The organism is Flavobacterium hiemivividum, from assembly GCF_004349145.1.
GTDB lineage: Bacteria > Bacteroidota > Bacteroidia > Flavobacteriales > Flavobacteriaceae > Flavobacterium > Flavobacterium hiemivividum.
The window spans coordinates 235,483-251,251 of the sequence record NZ_SMFO01000002.1; the positions used below are offsets into that span (position 1 = coordinate 235,483).

The window sequence follows — 15,769 nt, forward strand, 5'->3', positions numbered from 1 at the left end:
AAATTTGAAAGGCTGTTCTATTTCTTGAAACAATCGATAATTTGATGCGCAACTCGCAAAGCTTCTGTAGCTTGATCTAAAGTGACAATAGGTGCAGTATTATTATTTATTGCATCTGCAAATGTTTCTAGTTCCTCAAGAATGGCATTGTTTTGTTCCACATCAGGATTCGAAAAATAGATTTGTTTTTTTACTCCTTCGGCATTTTGCAAAATCATATCAAAATCACCTGGAGTTTCTGGTGCATCTTTCATTCTTACCACTTCGCATTTTTTCTCTAGAAAATCGACAGATATGTAGGCATCTTTTTGAAAGAAACGTGTTTTTCGCATGTTTTTCATCGAAATTCTACTGGCAGTTAAATTAGCAACGCATCCATTTTCAAATTCGATTCGGGCATTTGCAATATCGGGTGTATCGCTAATTACCGAGACTCCACTAGCACTTATCTTTTTTACTTTAGATTGTACTACGCTTAAAATCACATCGATATCATGGATCATTAAATCCAAAACTACAGGAACGTCTGTACCACGAGGATTGAACTCAGCCAAACGATGCGTTTCAATAAACATAGGTTTATCAATCATATTTTTAGTGGCGATAAATGCGGGATTGAAACGTTCCACATGTCCCACTTGTCCCTTAACATTATATTCATTTGCCAAAGCAATAATTTCTTCTGCTTCTTCAATCGTATTTGAAATGGGTTTTTCTATAAAAACGTGTTTACCAGATTTGATGGCAACTTTGGCACATTTATAATGGGAAAGGGTTGGAGTAACAATGTCTATTACGTCAACTGCATGAATAAGAGTCGCAATTGTACTAAAATGTTTGTACCCAAATTCTTTGGAAATTTTCTCGGCATTCTCTTGATTTGGATCGTAAAATCCAACTAATTCATATTTTTCAGACTGTTGTAATAAACGTAAATGTATTTTTCCTAGGTGTCCAGCACCTAATACTCCAATTTTCAGCATAATAATGTTGTTTCTACAAAAATAGCAATTAAAATTAAAAATCCATTTTTTAAAATAGCAAATTGCAATTAAACTAGTAATAATTTGATCACGAATTTAGGACTTGTTTATTGGTATTTTTACTTCTATTTTTGCTGAAATAAAATAATAAACTTTGAAAGATACAGCCAAACATCAAGGACTTCGGAATCAATTAGTAAGCGTTTTAAGGGAAAAAGGGATTACCGATGTGAATGTGTTGGATGCGATTAAAAAGATACCGAGACACTTGTTTTTGAATTCCAGTTTTGAAGATTATGCCTATCAGGACAAGGCTTTCCCTATTGGTGCTGGTCAAACTATTTCGCAGCCTTACACGGTTGCTTTTCAATCTCAACTGTTAGAAATTAAAAAAGAGCACAAAGTATTAGAAATAGGAACTGGCTCTGGATATCAAACGGCAGTTTTATGTTTGATGGGAGCAAAGGTGTTCAGTGTGGAACGACAAAATGAATTGTTTAAACAGACTTCTACTTTGTTACCCAAATTAGGAATTCGTCCAAAACATCTTTCCTTTGGTGACGGATATAAAGGCTTACCAGGTTATGCTCCCTTTGACAGTATTATTGTTACCGCAGGAGCTCCTTTTATTCCGCAGCCGCTAATGGCGCAATTAAAAGTAGGAGGTAGGCTTGTGATTCCGTTAGGAGATACCGTACAAATTATGACCTTGCTAATTCGGGTAAATGAAACGCAATTTGAGAAGCATGAACTGGGCGAATTTAAATTTGTTCCCTTATTAGAAGATAAAAATTAAATTAAAGCCTCGTTCAAAGAGGCTTTTTTATTGGCTAATAGTTCTAATGTTATTTTCTAAACTTTCTTTCTCTATTTGAGCTAGATATAACGTGAAAGCATCATTATTTTCTTTAGAAATCGATTCTTTTAAGGATTGAAAATACCTGTTGCGGCTTTCATTTTCAGCTTTAATGTTTGCAATTAGGTAACCATGCTGCAGTAGAACAAAATTCATAATTAGCCGAGATACCTTTCCGTTTCCATTTATAAATGGGTGAATTGTAAGTATGCGCTGTTTTATTGTGGCAGCCAATATTATGGGATGTATTAGATTTTTATTCATTTCGTACCAATTGAAAAGCGCTTCTAATTCTCGCGGAATCGATGCTGGTTCACAAGGAGTAAAACTTCGATCCTTAATTGTGATCGACACAGCGCGGTAATGACCTGCTTCTTTAGGAAGTATTCCTCTTAAAATAATAGCATGAATGGATAGCAGTTCTTTTTCAGTAAAAATTGTATTGCTTTCAACCTTATTTTTAATAAATGCAATCGCTTCTTGATGGTTAATTGCTTCCAGATGCTCGCGCATGCTCTTGCCAGAAATAGTTTGGCCTTCATTAACAACCAGCTCAGTTTCGTTAAGCGAGAGTGTGTTTCCTTCGAGTGAATTAGTATTGTAGGTGTATTCTATTTCTAAAGCCTCGGTGAAGCTATTATTTTTAATTTGCTTCGAAAGATTCAGTTTTGCTTTAAAAGAATCAATTTCATCTAAAAGTTGTTGGAGTACTGTTGATACTTTTTTAGCTGTCGAGCTTGAATTTAATCTAATTTCTTCTTCGGCAGCACGTAAAGCTTTTAAAGCAAATTCATCATTACCTATTTCATGGATTATTTTTTCTTTCAACCAAGAAATTATAATTGTTTCATAATCAATATCTAAAAGTGCAGCTAATTTTGAAACTTGATCTTTGGTTGGTTTTCGAGTTCCGCTCTCAAATTTACTGATAAGTGCTTGGTCAATCCCTAAAAGTTGAGCTACTTCTCTTGTTTTAAAGTTTTTAAGCTCACGAGCTTCTTTGAGTAATGTTTTCATTTTTAAACCAGATTATAAATAGTCTTGACAAATTTAGTCATCAAAGTAAACGTTAAAAAAGGGTAATCGCATTTACCCTTTCGTTATTAAAACTCTTTCTTGATACGCGCTAAATCACGCTTAGTATCTGCTTCTTTTAATGATTCTCTTTTGTCATAGGTCTTCTTACCTCGACAAAGCCCTATTTCAAGTTTGGCCATTCCTTTCTCGTTAGTAAACAATTTTAAAGGGACTATAGTTAAACCTTTGGCTTGAACACTTCGGGCTAAACTTTTTAATTCTCTTTTATTTAGTAACAATTTTCGCTCGCTACGTGCTTTGTGATTGAATTGATTTCCAAAGGTATATTCTTCGATATAGGTGTTGATGGCAAAGAGTTCTGTGCCACTGAATTCACAAAAACTCTCAGTGATATTGGCCTTTCCTAAACGGATGGATTTGATTTCAGTACCCGCCAAAACAATTCCTGCAGTGAATTTTTCGATTATTTCATAATCGTATCGGGCTCTTTTATTAAGTATGTTGACTTTTTTTAGCATAGGACTACAAATGTAGGAACAAATCAATGAATCGACACTATTTTTTATAAAATTGATTTAAATTTGCACTATGGAAAAGCAACAATCAAAAAATCCGCTTCACGGAATAACGCTAAAATCAATCTTGGAAAAACTAGTAGATCATTACGGATTTGATACTTTGGGTGAGTTGGTGAAAATTAAATGTTTTAATGACAATCCAAGTGTAAAATCAAGCCTTACTTTTTTAAGAAAGACAGATTGGGCAAGGAAAGAAGTCGAAGAACTCTATATTCAATCTCTGTCTAAATTTGATAAATAGCGTTAATTTATTCGATACGAAATCATAACTCCTCCTCTGTAAGGAATCCATTCACCGCTTTTATTGTAATTTGTAGCATTATCGTATCGTTCTCCGGTGCTTATAAGATAACCTTTGTAAAAGCCTTGATGAGAACCACCGCCTAAAAAGCAGTCCAGCATGAATTTATCATTTATTTTAGTTTGATAACCAATGGTACCGCCCACAAAATACCCCAAGCCATGTTCAGAATAATCAGTGTTTAAATAATTCCATTTTTGGAATTTATACAGGCTAGCACCAATGTGAGCTCCAAGATAAAAACCATTGAATTTTTCTTTAAAATGATATCTATATTCTGGTGTAATAGTATAAAATTGTCTCGGTTTTCCATTAACTGATTTCCAAGGAGAACCCAAAATATCAAAGTGGAAAGTTGATTTTTCACCTATACTGGTTTCGATACCTACATTAGGAATAGATAACAAAGTGGTTAAAGCATTAACTTTAACGTAGGTCTGACTTTGTAATTGAAATGAAATTAAAAGAACAATAAAAAAAAGTAGTTTTTTCATAAGGTTAAATTGACTGAACAATGAATAGATTTACTATTTTCAGCATTAGTTGCAAATATAAAGTAAAAGCGCAAGAATATGTAATCTAAATATTATAAAAAATGAATTAATTAGTATGTTATAACTGATTTAATTTCGAATAAATTACACTATCCCAAAACCGGCCTTCAAAATATTCATTCTCTCTTAAATGGGCTTCTTTTATGAATCCATTTTTTTGCAAAACCTTCTCCGAAGCTAGATTATTTGGGTCAATAACTCCTTCAACAGAGTGCAATTGCATTGTCTTAAAACCATAGTTCATTAATTCATTTACGGCCTCTGAAATGATTCCTTTTCCGCTAAAGTCAGGCAGAAGCATATAACCTATTTCAGCACGATAATGTTCTGGTCTTATTCTGTAAAATCCGATTAGACCGATTAATTCCGAATCATTTTTAAGTGTTATAGCCCAGTTTATACCTTCGTTATTATCGATTTTATCATCTATCATTGCAATGTGTTCCAGAGCATCCTCAGTAGTTTTAAGCAAAGGTCTTGGAATGTATTTCATGGATTCAGGGCTTGAACGTAATTCGAGAATAGCGCTTGCATCATTTTTATTAACACGTCTCAAAGACAGACGTTCAGTTTCTAGATTTGGAAATGGAGAGAAGTTTATAGTTAACATTTATTTTGTGGCTTAAAGGATTTCGATACTAAATTCGGCATTAAAAGTCTGGTCTGGATCTAAGATTTGAATGCCTTCTTTGTCCATCATATTTCCATTATTATCAATTGAATCAGAATATCCAAACCAAGGTTCAATACAAAGAAACGGCGCATTCATTTTTGTCCAAATTCCAAGATGTGGAAAAGAAGCATAATGAATTCGAAGGAATGGTGTTTGATTCTTCGAGATTGTTAAAAAGTGGGATTGCAATGTTTTAAAAATCAAAGCATCGTCCTTAAATAATTCATGTTTTAGCGGAACCAAATTATTGGTCTTAGCAAGTATTTTAGTTTCATTCGAAATCAAATCATTTTGCAAGAGGCTGTATTCTAAAACTTCGTCTTTTTCAAATTGTAAATTATAGTCTTCAAAATTGCCTGCTAGAGCAAAAGCTGGATGTGCTCCTAGCGAAAAAGGCATTTGTGTGTTGCTCTTGTTTAGGACCTTATAAGCAATAGTCAAGCTATCGCCGTCAAGAGTATAAATGATCTGCAGCTCGAAATCAAATGGATATTTTTTTATGGTTTCTTCAGATGATTTTATTGTAAAAGTGGCGCTATTTTCATTTTTTTCGATTAATTCGAATACCATATCTCTGGCAAAACCATGTCGTGATAATTGATATTCTGCACCATTATATTGGTAGCTATTATTTTTTAAAGTTCCTACTATTGGAAATAAAACAGGAGAGTGTTTGCCCCAAAAATCAGCATTGCCTTCCCAGATATATTCGACATTTAGCTTACTTTTTAAAGAACATAATTCTGCTCCAAGGTGTTTAATTGCTGCAGTTAAATTTGAATTTGTTATTGTTGTTATCAAAATGAAAGCTGTATTTAGGATTAATTAATTAGGATTGTAAAGATATTTCTTAATTTTCATAATTAATAAGGAAAACTACCATAAATAATTTCTTAATTTTTCATTAAAGGATCGAATTAACTATACCAGTACAATTATTTTTACTTAATTTGCTTACAAACAACGAAAAACATGAAAAATATTAGGTTTAAAACCATGCTTCAAATGGTTTTATTATTGGGGATTACTTCCCTTTATGCGCAACAAGCTCCTGTAAATAAGGTAAGTACGTTAGAGTCAAATTACAATTACCATGATGCTTTTGCGCCATTTTTTTACACAAAGAATGGAACCAGTACAAGATCGGCAAGTGGTCAGCCAGGTGCAGAATATTGGCAAAACAGAGTCGATTATCAATTAACGGCAAAATTGAATGAGAATAACAACGAAATTATAGGTACTGATTTAATTACCTATACTAACAATAGTCCTGATACGATGTCTTTTGTATGGATGAACTTAGACCAAAATCTATTTAAAGAAGATTCACGTGGTAATGCTGTTGTTCCATTAACGGGTAGTCGCAATGGAGGTCAAGGTGAGGTTTTTGACGGAGGTCATAAAATCAAATCGGTAAAAATTGTTAGTACTATCAAAGGGAAAACTACCGAAGTTGACGCTAAATATATGATTAGCGATACTAGAATGCAGGTTTTTCTTCCGCAGGTTTTGAAGGCAAAAGGCGGAGTCGTAAAAATTAAAATTGATTTCTCTTATATTTCTCCAATGGAAGGTTCAGACAGAACTGGAGTTTTGGAAACTAAAAACGGAAAAATTTTCACCATTGCACAGTGGTATCCGCGCATGTGTGTTTATGACGATGTAAGAGGTTGGAATACGCATCCTTATTTAGGAGCATCTGAATTTTATTTAGAATATGGTGATTTTGACATTAAGATTACTGCACCAGCAAATCACATTGTGGTTTCTTCAGGTGAGTTAGTGAATCCTGCAGCAGTTTATAGTACTGTTGAGCAAAATAGATTAGCTAAAGCGAAACTAAGTGACAATACGGTTGTAATTCGTACCGAAGAAGAAGTAACTGCATTAGCAAAAAACACTTCTACAGCTACTAAAACATGGCATTATAAATTTAAAAATGCTAGAGATTTATCTTGGGCTTCTTCAGCGGCATTTATTTTAGATGGTGCTAAAATTAACCTTCCAAGCGGAAAAAAATCATTAGCATTATCGGCTTATCCGGTTGAAAGTGCAGGTAACGAGGCTTGGGGACGTTCTAGTGAATATACTAAATATTCTATCGAACATTATTCTAAAAAATGGTTAGAATATCCTTATCCAGTAGCTACAAATGTGGCAGGAAATGAAGGTGGAATGGAATATCCAGGAATCGTTTTCTGTAGCTGGGAATCTAAAGGAGCTGATTTATGGGGAGTTACTGATCATGAATTTGGTCATATTTGGTTTCCAATGATTGTAGGTTCAAATGAGCGTTTATTTGGTTGGATGGATGAAGGTTTCAATACCTTTCTAAATTCATTGAGTACAGCTGAATTTAATAATGGTGAGTACAAAGAGGAAGCGATGAATTTACATCAAAATGCGGAAATGTTTACAAGTCCACATTTAGAAGCGGTGATGAGTTCTCCTGATAATATGAAGGAAGCTAATATTGGTCTTTTACTGTATTATAAACCTAGTACAGGATTAACAATTTTGCGCGAGCAAATTTTAGGAAAAGAACGTTTTGATTTGGCTTTACGTACTTATATCGAACGTTGGGCTTATAAACACCCTACTCCAGATGATTTCTTTAGAACGATGGAGAATGTTGCAGGTGAAGATTTAAGTTGGTTTTGGCGAGGTTGGTTTCAGTACAACTGGCGTTTTGACCAAGGTATTAATGGAATCAAATATGTAAAAAATGATCCTAAACAAGGAGTTATCATTACCGTTGAAAATTTCGAAAAAATGCCTATGCCTATAATCTTAGATGTAAAAACAAAAAGCGGTAAGGTCGAAAGAATAAAACTTCCTGTTGAGATTTGGCAAAAAAACAAGGAATGGTCGTTTAAGCATAATTCTACAGAGGAAATTGAAAGTATTACTTTAGATCCAGAGCATGTTTTCCCAGATAGTAATTCAGAAAATAATGTGTGGACTTCTGATAAAGGTACTGTTGAAAAAGATTTAATTTTAGATGGTTACTTAGGTAGCTACTCGAATGCTCAAGCGCCAATAAAAATTGCATTTTCAGAGAAAAATGGTGTGCTAAATGTGCTGATTACTGATTATCCATCGTTTTCTGTAGAACCAATAGGGAAGAACCTATTTGAATCTAAAAGAGCAGGATTGAAATTCCAATTTAATGAGAGTCAAACTGGTTTTGAAATGATTATTGGTGACACTCAAAAAATACCGTTTACGAAAGATAAATAATATTTTATAAAACAATTACAAACGAAAAACACCAGCAATTTGCTGGTGTTTTTTTATACAAAATATTTTGTTTTCTTATGCTGGAATCTGCTGACTTAAGCAATGCAAGGTTCCGAACCCCCAGATTAAATCAATAGAACTGATTCCGATGATTTCTCTATCAGGAAAACAGTCAGCAAGGATGTTCAGCGCTATACGGTCATTAGGATCGTTAAAAGTAGGAACTAATAGGCATTTATTCAAAACTAGGAAGTTAGCGTAACTTGCCGGCAATCTTAAATCTTCAAAATCTACTCGATTTGGCATCGGTAATTCAACAATTTTAGGTGATTTACCATTTTCTAATTTAGCATTTTGCAAACGTTTCAAGTTGTCTTGCAAAGGAGCGTAGTTAGCATCTTTTGGATCTGATTCTACAATGGTTACAATCGTATCCGCATTGATAAAACGGCATAAATCATCGATATGTCCATGAGTATCATCGCCTTCAACACCATCGCCTAACCAAATTACATTCGATACTCCTAGGTATTCCTTGAAAATTGCTTCGTAATCTGCTTTGGTAAAGTTTGGATTTCTCACCTGAATATCAGGATGCATTAAGCATTCTTCTGAAGTCAACAAAGTACCGCGTCCATTACTGTCTATTGCTCCACCTTCTAGAATTACAGGTTTATCTTTGTACATCACCTGGGTAAGTGGCATATCTAGAAAATCAGCTACTCTAGCAGGGACATGTTTGTCTAACTGGAAATTTTTATATTTTGCCCAACCATTAAAATTAAAGTTTAGCGCTTCTCTTAGATCTCCATTTTTTACAACAATTGGCCCCGAATCACGCATCCAACTTCTATTTGTTTTTTGGATGATAAAGGAAACATTATCGAGATTTACTCTTGCCATTTCTAACATTTCGCTCACTTTACCTTTTAGTTTTTCATCAAAAACAACTAAAAAGACTGTTTCATATGTTGCAACTTTCTTAATAAACTCAACAAATGCCCATTGAATCGCTTCGTATTTTCCAGGCCAGTCTTTTCCGTTATGAGGAAAACAAAGTAAAATGCCTTGTTGGTTTTCCCATTCGGCAGGGAATCTTCTGTTATTTTCAGTCATGATTTTTTTCGATTATAAAGGACAAAGGTAAACATTAAGGAGCAATTTTTAAATTGTTTTTGAATGCTTGAAACCAAATAAGAGGAGTCATTTTAATTTTTTTAAGCAGAGTAGTTTTGTTAATCATTCGATAATATTATTTTAATCTCGCTTCGATGCAATCTCTATATTTTTGGAAAAACTAAAAATAGAATTATGAAAAACTATGGATTAGCCTTATTTGCATCAATTTTTTTATTGACAGCTTGTGCAAATGAAAACACTAATGAGAATGAAATACCGGAAGGAATGGTAAGTGAAAACCCTTCTAGTTTTAAAGAAATTGCTTCGATAACTATTGGAGGCGAAGGAGCAGCCGAAATAAGTGCTTACGACGAAGTTTCTAAGAAACTTTTTACGGTGAATAATAGTGATAATAATAAAATTGATGTGATTGACCTAGAGGATCCAACCAATCCAAAACGTATTGCAAGTATTAATTTGTCAGTTTATAACGGAGCTTCAAACAGTGTGGCTACATACAATGGTAAACTTGCTGTAGCTTTAGAATCGACCATTGACAAACAAGCCAATGGCAAGGTGGTCGTTTTTAGTACTGCTGATTATAGCTTGATTAAAGAAATTACCGTGGGTGCTTTACCGGATATGGTTGTATTTTCGCCTGATGGCAAATTTATTGTGACAGCCAATGAAGGAGAACCGAATGCAGATTATACTATTGATCCCGATGGTTCGATTTCTATAATTGATGTCTCAAATAATTATGCGGTGACCACATTAAACTTTGCTGGTTTCGAAAGTCAATTGAGTACTTTAAAAGCAAAAGGATTTAGAATTTCTAAAATGGCTAAAAGTTTTACCGCCGATATTGAACCAGAATACATTACTATTTCAGCCGACTCTAAAACGGCTTGGGTTACCTTACAAGAAAATAATGGGGTTGCCAAAGTGGATTTGACAAGTAAAACCATTTCGTCTCTTTTTGGCTTGGGATATAAAGATTTTAATTTGGCAGAAAACGGAATTGATATCAGCGATAAAGACGGAGCTGTTGTATTCAAGCCTTGGAAAGTAAAAGGGATGTTTATGCCAGATGCAATTGCGAGTTATACTGTAAACGGAACGCCTTATTTTGTTACGGCTAACGAAGGAGATGCTAGAGAATACGGTAGTTATGCTGATGTAAAAAGATTAGCTAAAATGACTTTTGATGCGACTGTTTTTCCTGATGCAACTACTTTTAAAGCAGATGCCATGATGGGGCGATTGAATTTGATTTCTACAGAAGGCGACACAGATAATGACGGTGATTTAGATGAGTTAATTAGTTTCGGAGCCCGTTCATTTACGATTTGGAATGGAAATTCAGGAAGTTTAGTTTTTGATAGTAAAAACGATTTAGACAAGCGTTCGAACGATTTTGGAACTTATGATGACGGCAGAAGTGACGATAAAGGTTCAGAGCCAGAATCAGTAGTAGTAGCCAAAATGGGAGATAAAAACATCCTATTTGTAGGATTAGAAAGAACCGATACGGTAATCATTTATGATATTACTAATCCATTGGCTCCAAAATACTTGCAAAGTATCAAAACAGGTGATGCCCCAGAGGGATTACTTTTCATTCCTGCTTCAAAAAGTCCAACGAAAAAAAGTTTGCTGATAGTAAGCAGCGAAGGGGATGGAACTGTTAAATTTTTTCAACCTGATTTGAATTAAGAATTAAAATTATTGTTTCTACACAAAAAAAGCTACCAAATTGGTAGCTTTTCTGCATTTATATAAAATGAAATTAGTCGATTGCTCTTTTAGTGATATCTCCAAAAGCGTCTATTCTTCTGTCTCTGAAAAACGGCCAGTTTTGACGTACATTTTCTTGTAAATCTAAATCAACTTCGGCAATTAATATTTCTTCTTTATCGTGTGAGGCTTGCGCCAAAATTTCACCTTGTGGTCCTGCAATGAACGAAGCGCCCCAAAACTGGATTCCGTCCGTATCTGGTAGGTATTTTTCTAAACCTATTCTGTTAGCTGCCGCTACATATACACCGTTTGCTACCGCATGTCCTTTCATAACATTCATCCAGGCACCGTATTGATTTTCGCCAAATTGCTCTTTCTCTCCCGGATGCCATCCTATTGCTGTAGGGTAAAACAAAACTTCTGAACCACCTAAGGCAGTCAATCGAGCAGCTTCAGGATACCATTGATCCCAACAAATTAAAGTTCCAATTTTTCCTTTTTTTGTTGGTATCGTTTTGAAACCTAAATCACCAGGAGTAAAATAGAATTTCTCATAAAAATGAGGGTCATCTGGAATGTGCATTTTACGGTATAATCCCGCTTCTGAACCATCAGTATCAATTATATAAGCGCTGTTATGGTAAATACCAGCCATTCTTTTTTCGAAAAATGGAACAATGATTACCACGCCTAATTCTTTTGCCAAAGCACTAAAAGCGATAAACGAAGTACTGTAAAGCGGTTCGGCAATTTCGAAATTGGCTACATCTTCACTCTGACAGAAATAGTGACTGCTATATAATTCAGGAATCGAAATAACCTCAGCACCTTGACCTGCAGCATCACGTACCCAACTCAAACACTTTTTTAGGTTGTTTTCGGCAACATCGTTCAGGTTTAGTTGAATAACTGCAATTTTATATTTTTTCTTTGACATAGTCTTATTTTTAGATTGCAAAAATAGTGAATTTTATAAAGAGTAGAAAATCATAAAATTGAAAAAAAGAGCAATAAAAAGTATGGTGCTAAAAAGACGTTAAAGAGATTGCAATAGGAAACGATAATACATTGTATAAGGTTATAAAATCAGATCTAAATTCGAAATAAGAAAAAAAGGAACTATTTTTGTTGCTTAGAATCAATCAAATACATTTTTATGAAAAATATTTTTAAAGCTACTCTAATTCTTTTCACATTGCTTTTTAGCTGCACTTCATTATTAGCACAGTCAAAAGACAAAAAAGCTAATGCGATTGTCAAAGAAATGCTAACTGCAATGGGTGGAATGAAAAATTACAATTCAACCCAGTTTATTCAATGGGATTTTGTGAATAGAAAACTCTCTTGGAATAAATGGACCGGAGATGTTCGCGTCGAAAATCCATCAGCAAAACAAGTAATTTTAGTAAATATAAATACTTTAAAGGGCAAAGTATATGAAAATGGAGTACTAGTAAATGATCAGGCTAAAGCCAAAGAGCTACTTGAAAAAGGGAAAAACTGGTGGATTAATGATTCTTATTGGTTAGTAATGCCATGGAAATTACAAGATCCTGGTGTAAGTCTAAAATATGTTAAAACAGAGAAGTTACCTAATGGTAAAACCGCCGATATATTGCAACTTACCTTCAGTGCTGTTGGTGTAACTCCCGAAAATAAATATTGGTTGTTTGTAGGTAAAGAAGATCACCTGATAAAGCAATGGGCTTACTATAAAAACTTTAATGATGCTGAGCCTAAGTTTTTGAAGCCTTGGAGCAACTATCAAAAAGTGGGTAATATTTTGCTTTCTTTCGATAGACCAAATGAAGAGGTGGGACCAAAAAACGTAGTCGTTAAAACTAATTTAGATTCCTCTATTTTTACAGAGCTATAAAAAGTAAATATTTTCATTTCGCAATAAAAAACCAGTCTAAATTGACTGTTTTTTTATTGTGAAATATCCGAATCTTGAGTTATTTTTAAAAGTAAGGTTTAGTGTTTTCGGGTTGTAATTTAGGCGAGCAAATCAAATATTCTACTTCAACTCACAATTATCCGGCTTTGATAGTTAAAAACTGGAAAGTCAAGAAACATCGTTTAGGGTTTAGTTAAGCGGTATTGGTAGTTCATGTTTGCGGCTGCCGTCTTCTGCACTTTCTTCAAACAAAATAAGGATTAATGTTGAATAATTGTCTTTTTTCTCAATGTCAATTGTGAAGTCAAAATTACCCCATTCTGGTGCGCCAGCGTCTGTTGTTGTAAATCCACTTTTCAATTCATTATGACCGTCCTCAATAACCCAACTAATGTTTGCTTCCCAAACTTGTGCTTGTCCTTGCAAGCGGAACTTATTTTCACCAACTTTTTCTACCGTTACTTGGCGAAAACGTTCATTTGAAGATGCTGTAACCATTTCTTCTTCGGGTGCTATGGATTTTGTTATTTGAACAGTATCATTAACAATTGTGGTATCAATACTTTCACTATCGTCTTTATTTTGTTTGTTGCATGCTAGTAATAGCAAACTTAATAACCAGATTGTCGATTTTATTTTCATGTTTTATTTAGTTTTAATTTTTGTCCTATCGGCATTTTACCAGAACATATTGTCAGAAAGATTAATCTATATTTATTTGTAATAACAGATTTTCGATTCTTCATATTTTACTATTTCGCTTTTCTCTACTTAATCAAACTTACCACCAAATAATAAAATACTCTATATAGGAACCGTTATATTTTTGCCAAATTAAGGGAGATTGTTTTTCCTTCATACAAGTTTGAATGTCTTTTACTACACCATTAAAGTCGGTCCAGATTTCGTTTTCAGCAGGATCCATTCCCCATTCCTTTTTTGAAGGGATATAATAATTTTTTGCGGGATTATCCAGCTTGCTAAATGTTTCCATGTTTAGATAATACCCTTTTATGTCTTTTTCATAAATAGGGTTAAAATTACCTTTGTATTTGTAAGGAATAAACAGGGAAACTAATAAACACAACGCTTGGGAAATCTCGTTGATTGCAATAGCTTTAAACCTTGATTTAGCACAATTGTGGTATAGTAAAGGAAATTGTTTAGTTTTTAATTTTTCTAATTTCTCTTTTAAAGAATCATTCCTATTTGGGCCAATCCAATTATTTATAGCTTCTGAAGAAATGCTAGGGTCAAACAGGTAAAACTTATAAGCTAACTCCATGTGAATTAATTGCTTTGTATGTTCCTCTTCAATAATAAAATCAATTTCTCCTATGGTTTTATTATCTTCAATTAACTGAGTATTTTCATACAAGACATTGTAGTTGGATGAAGATTTAATCAATTCAGAAACAATTTTCTCTACTAAATGACCTAATCTCACATTAGTTGGTAATTGAAATTCGAGGTCAGTTGTTAGGTTTAATGCTGAGAGATCAAAAGATTGCAAGCCTGTCACAGAAAAGTCTAGACTATTCACTTTTACTATTGATGCTATCCTAGACTTTGTTTTCATTATATAGTAGGTGTTAATGTATTTTGTTTCCGCAAAGATACACAGAGCCTGCGTAGCGATTTATTTTAAATAGATAAGACATATAAGTTTTCGCTTTTTAATTATTTAAAAAACATAATAAATAGAAGCGCATATAGCATTTTTGTTTTTCAAAGATACGTAGATACAGCATAGAGATTTTTAAAGAATCACAAAGAATTTCTGTAAATCAATTTATTCTGAGCTTCAATCGCAACTCAAATAATGCAATCAAATTATCTTGATTTTACGCCAAACTTATCAAAATATATTCTTAAATTAGTATTTGGTTCAAAGCGCATAAAGATATGTTTAACTGTCTTTTTTTTACCAAATTAAATTTCCGTTTTTAATGTGGATTTATCGTTCCCAATAATATAAAATACGTGATTAAACAAAGACTTGCCCTTAGTTTAAAGATTTGTTAAATTACTAATAACAAAAGTTAACAAGTAGCAAAATGTAATTACATTTGTAATACTACCGCTATTAAATGTTGATAGTGTAGTAAGGCAATGGGACTATTTAATAACTCAAATTAAAAGATTATGACTATAGATTTTGAAATCATCGAAAAAGAAGAGATAGAAACTTTAAAATTTCCACATACTGAAGTATTAGAAGACGAAAGTGCTATCATCCAGCGGAAGAATGAATTAAAGCGAGCACTTGCTTTAGGAAATTTAGAACATTCTAAAATTCAAATTTTCTTTGAAGATGATTCGTCAAAAAAAATGGTTGAAACCACAGTTTGGGCATTAACAGATGAGAGTGTTGTGCTAAAGAAGGGTGTTGGAATCCCAATTAATAGAATTTTAAAAATAGCATAAAAATAAATCTTCTACAAAGAAGTTTATTTGTTTTTTCCATTCTTAGGAACGAGAAATTTGCTTATTTATATATACAGTAAAATTTGTTTCAGAAAGAGAGGCAAAGGAAATCCCAGAGATTTTCAAAGGATTATAAAGAATTTCCACTTAAAAGGTCGTTGCGATGAACAGTCTGTCCGACGTGTTGGAAAGCAATCACAATAAGAGATTTTTCACAAGAGGTTCAAATTATATTCTAGAATAGGAACGGGAACGAAGTCAGAAGACTTCGCCTTTACTTTGAAATTGATAAAAAAATACCAGCCTTTCAACTGGTGTTGTAAAGAACCCTTTCAGAGTTCAAAACTCTGAAAGGGTTGATAG

Annotated in this window: 16 protein-coding genes; 6 read left to right on the forward strand and 10 right to left on the reverse strand. The window is 33.5% G+C overall.

Annotated features, from left to right (window positions below; genetic code table 11):
• Window positions 1–17 precede the first annotated feature (17 nt).
• Window positions 18–983: a Gfo/Idh/MocA family protein gene (locus tag E0F98_RS05050; protein WP_132109525.1), complete on the reverse strand. Its 966-nt coding sequence runs from the start codon at window positions 981–983 to the stop codon at window positions 18–20.
• 154 nt (window positions 984–1,137) lie between these two features.
• Here E0F98_RS05050 and E0F98_RS05055 point away from each other — a divergent pair, with 154 nt between their 5' ends.
• The gene (locus tag E0F98_RS05055) at window positions 1,138–1,779 is read left to right on the forward strand and encodes a protein-L-isoaspartate(D-aspartate) O-methyltransferase (protein WP_132109526.1); all 642 of its coding nucleotides are present in this window, start codon (window positions 1,138–1,140) and stop codon (window positions 1,777–1,779) included.
• Window positions 1,780–1,806: 27 nt separating this feature from the next.
• On the opposite strand, the gene E0F98_RS05060 is transcribed toward E0F98_RS05055, so the two are convergent.
• Together E0F98_RS05060 and smpB are read right to left on the reverse strand one after the other, a co-directional pair.
• Entirely contained in the window at window positions 1,807–2,856 is a 1,050-nt protein-coding gene (locus E0F98_RS05060) for a Fic family protein (RefSeq protein WP_132109527.1), read from the reverse strand.
• A gap of 86 nt (window positions 2,857–2,942) precedes the next feature.
• Window positions 2,943–3,395 (reverse strand): SsrA-binding protein SmpB, encoded by a 453-nt coding sequence (smpB, locus tag E0F98_RS05065; RefSeq protein ID WP_132109528.1) that lies wholly within the window; start codon window positions 3,393–3,395, stop codon window positions 2,943–2,945.
• A 70-nt stretch (window positions 3,396–3,465) separates the two neighbouring features.
• Between smpB and E0F98_RS05070 the strand changes: the two genes are divergently transcribed.
• Complete coding sequence (locus tag E0F98_RS05070) at window positions 3,466–3,696, forward strand: VF530 family protein (RefSeq protein ID WP_132109529.1); 231 nt, start codon at window positions 3,466–3,468, stop codon at window positions 3,694–3,696.
• 2 nt (window positions 3,697–3,698) lie between these two features.
• Here E0F98_RS05070 and E0F98_RS05075 read toward each other — a convergent pair whose 3' ends face one another.
• The 3 genes from E0F98_RS05075 to E0F98_RS05085 form a co-directional block, all read right to left on the reverse strand.
• Window positions 3,699–4,250 (reverse strand): DUF3575 domain-containing protein, encoded by a 552-nt coding sequence (locus E0F98_RS05075; protein ID WP_132109530.1) that lies wholly within the window; start codon window positions 4,248–4,250, stop codon window positions 3,699–3,701.
• Between the two features lie 118 nt (window positions 4,251–4,368).
• A complete protein-coding gene (locus E0F98_RS05080) occupies window positions 4,369–4,920 on the reverse strand; it encodes a GNAT family N-acetyltransferase (protein ID WP_132109531.1) in 552 nt (183 codons plus the stop codon).
• Window positions 4,921–4,932: 12 nt separating this feature from the next.
• Window positions 4,933–5,784 carry an aldose 1-epimerase family protein gene (locus E0F98_RS05085; protein WP_132109532.1) on the reverse strand — a complete coding sequence of 284 codons (852 nt, stop codon included), beginning with the start codon at window positions 5,782–5,784 and terminating at the stop codon, window positions 4,933–4,935.
• A gap of 171 nt (window positions 5,785–5,955) precedes the next feature.
• Between E0F98_RS05085 and E0F98_RS05090 the strand changes: the two genes are divergently transcribed.
• The gene (locus E0F98_RS05090; RefSeq protein WP_132109533.1) at window positions 5,956–8,223 is read left to right on the forward strand and encodes a M1 family metallopeptidase; all 2,268 of its coding nucleotides are present in this window, start codon (window positions 5,956–5,958) and stop codon (window positions 8,221–8,223) included.
• Between the two features lie 75 nt (window positions 8,224–8,298).
• On the opposite strand, the gene E0F98_RS05095 is transcribed toward E0F98_RS05090, so the two are convergent.
• Window positions 8,299–9,339, reverse strand: coding sequence for an agmatine deiminase family protein (locus E0F98_RS05095; RefSeq protein WP_132109534.1), 1,041 nt, complete (start codon window positions 9,337–9,339; stop codon window positions 8,299–8,301).
• Between the two features lie 195 nt (window positions 9,340–9,534).
• Here E0F98_RS05095 and E0F98_RS05100 point away from each other — a divergent pair, with 195 nt between their 5' ends.
• Window positions 9,535–11,058 carry a choice-of-anchor I family protein gene (locus tag E0F98_RS05100; RefSeq protein ID WP_132109535.1) on the forward strand — a complete coding sequence of 508 codons (1,524 nt, stop codon included), beginning with the start codon at window positions 9,535–9,537 and terminating at the stop codon, window positions 11,056–11,058.
• A 73-nt stretch (window positions 11,059–11,131) separates the two neighbouring features.
• Here the strand turns inward: E0F98_RS05100 and E0F98_RS05105 are convergent, their stop codons facing one another.
• Window positions 11,132–12,019, reverse strand: coding sequence for a carbon-nitrogen hydrolase (locus tag E0F98_RS05105; RefSeq protein WP_132109536.1), 888 nt, complete (start codon window positions 12,017–12,019; stop codon window positions 11,132–11,134).
• Window positions 12,020–12,238: 219 nt separating this feature from the next.
• Here E0F98_RS05105 and E0F98_RS05110 point away from each other — a divergent pair, with 219 nt between their 5' ends.
• Window positions 12,239–12,958 carry a hypothetical protein gene (locus E0F98_RS05110; protein WP_132109537.1) on the forward strand — a complete coding sequence of 240 codons (720 nt, stop codon included), beginning with the start codon at window positions 12,239–12,241 and terminating at the stop codon, window positions 12,956–12,958.
• Window positions 12,959–13,168: 210 nt separating this feature from the next.
• Here E0F98_RS05110 and E0F98_RS05115 read toward each other — a convergent pair whose 3' ends face one another.
• Both E0F98_RS05115 and E0F98_RS05120 read right to left on the reverse strand, forming a co-directional pair.
• The gene (locus E0F98_RS05115; protein ID WP_132109538.1) at window positions 13,169–13,621 is read right to left on the reverse strand and encodes a Gmad2 immunoglobulin-like domain-containing protein; all 453 of its coding nucleotides are present in this window, start codon (window positions 13,619–13,621) and stop codon (window positions 13,169–13,171) included.
• A gap of 139 nt (window positions 13,622–13,760) precedes the next feature.
• Window positions 13,761–14,558: a DUF1853 family protein gene (locus E0F98_RS05120; RefSeq protein WP_132109539.1), complete on the reverse strand. Its 798-nt coding sequence runs from the start codon at window positions 14,556–14,558 to the stop codon at window positions 13,761–13,763.
• A gap of 566 nt (window positions 14,559–15,124) precedes the next feature.
• On the opposite strand from E0F98_RS05120, the gene E0F98_RS05125 reads away from it, so the two are divergent.
• The gene (locus tag E0F98_RS05125) at window positions 15,125–15,406 is read left to right on the forward strand and encodes a hypothetical protein (protein ID WP_132109540.1); all 282 of its coding nucleotides are present in this window, start codon (window positions 15,125–15,127) and stop codon (window positions 15,404–15,406) included.
• Window positions 15,407–15,769: the final 363 nt, after the last annotated feature.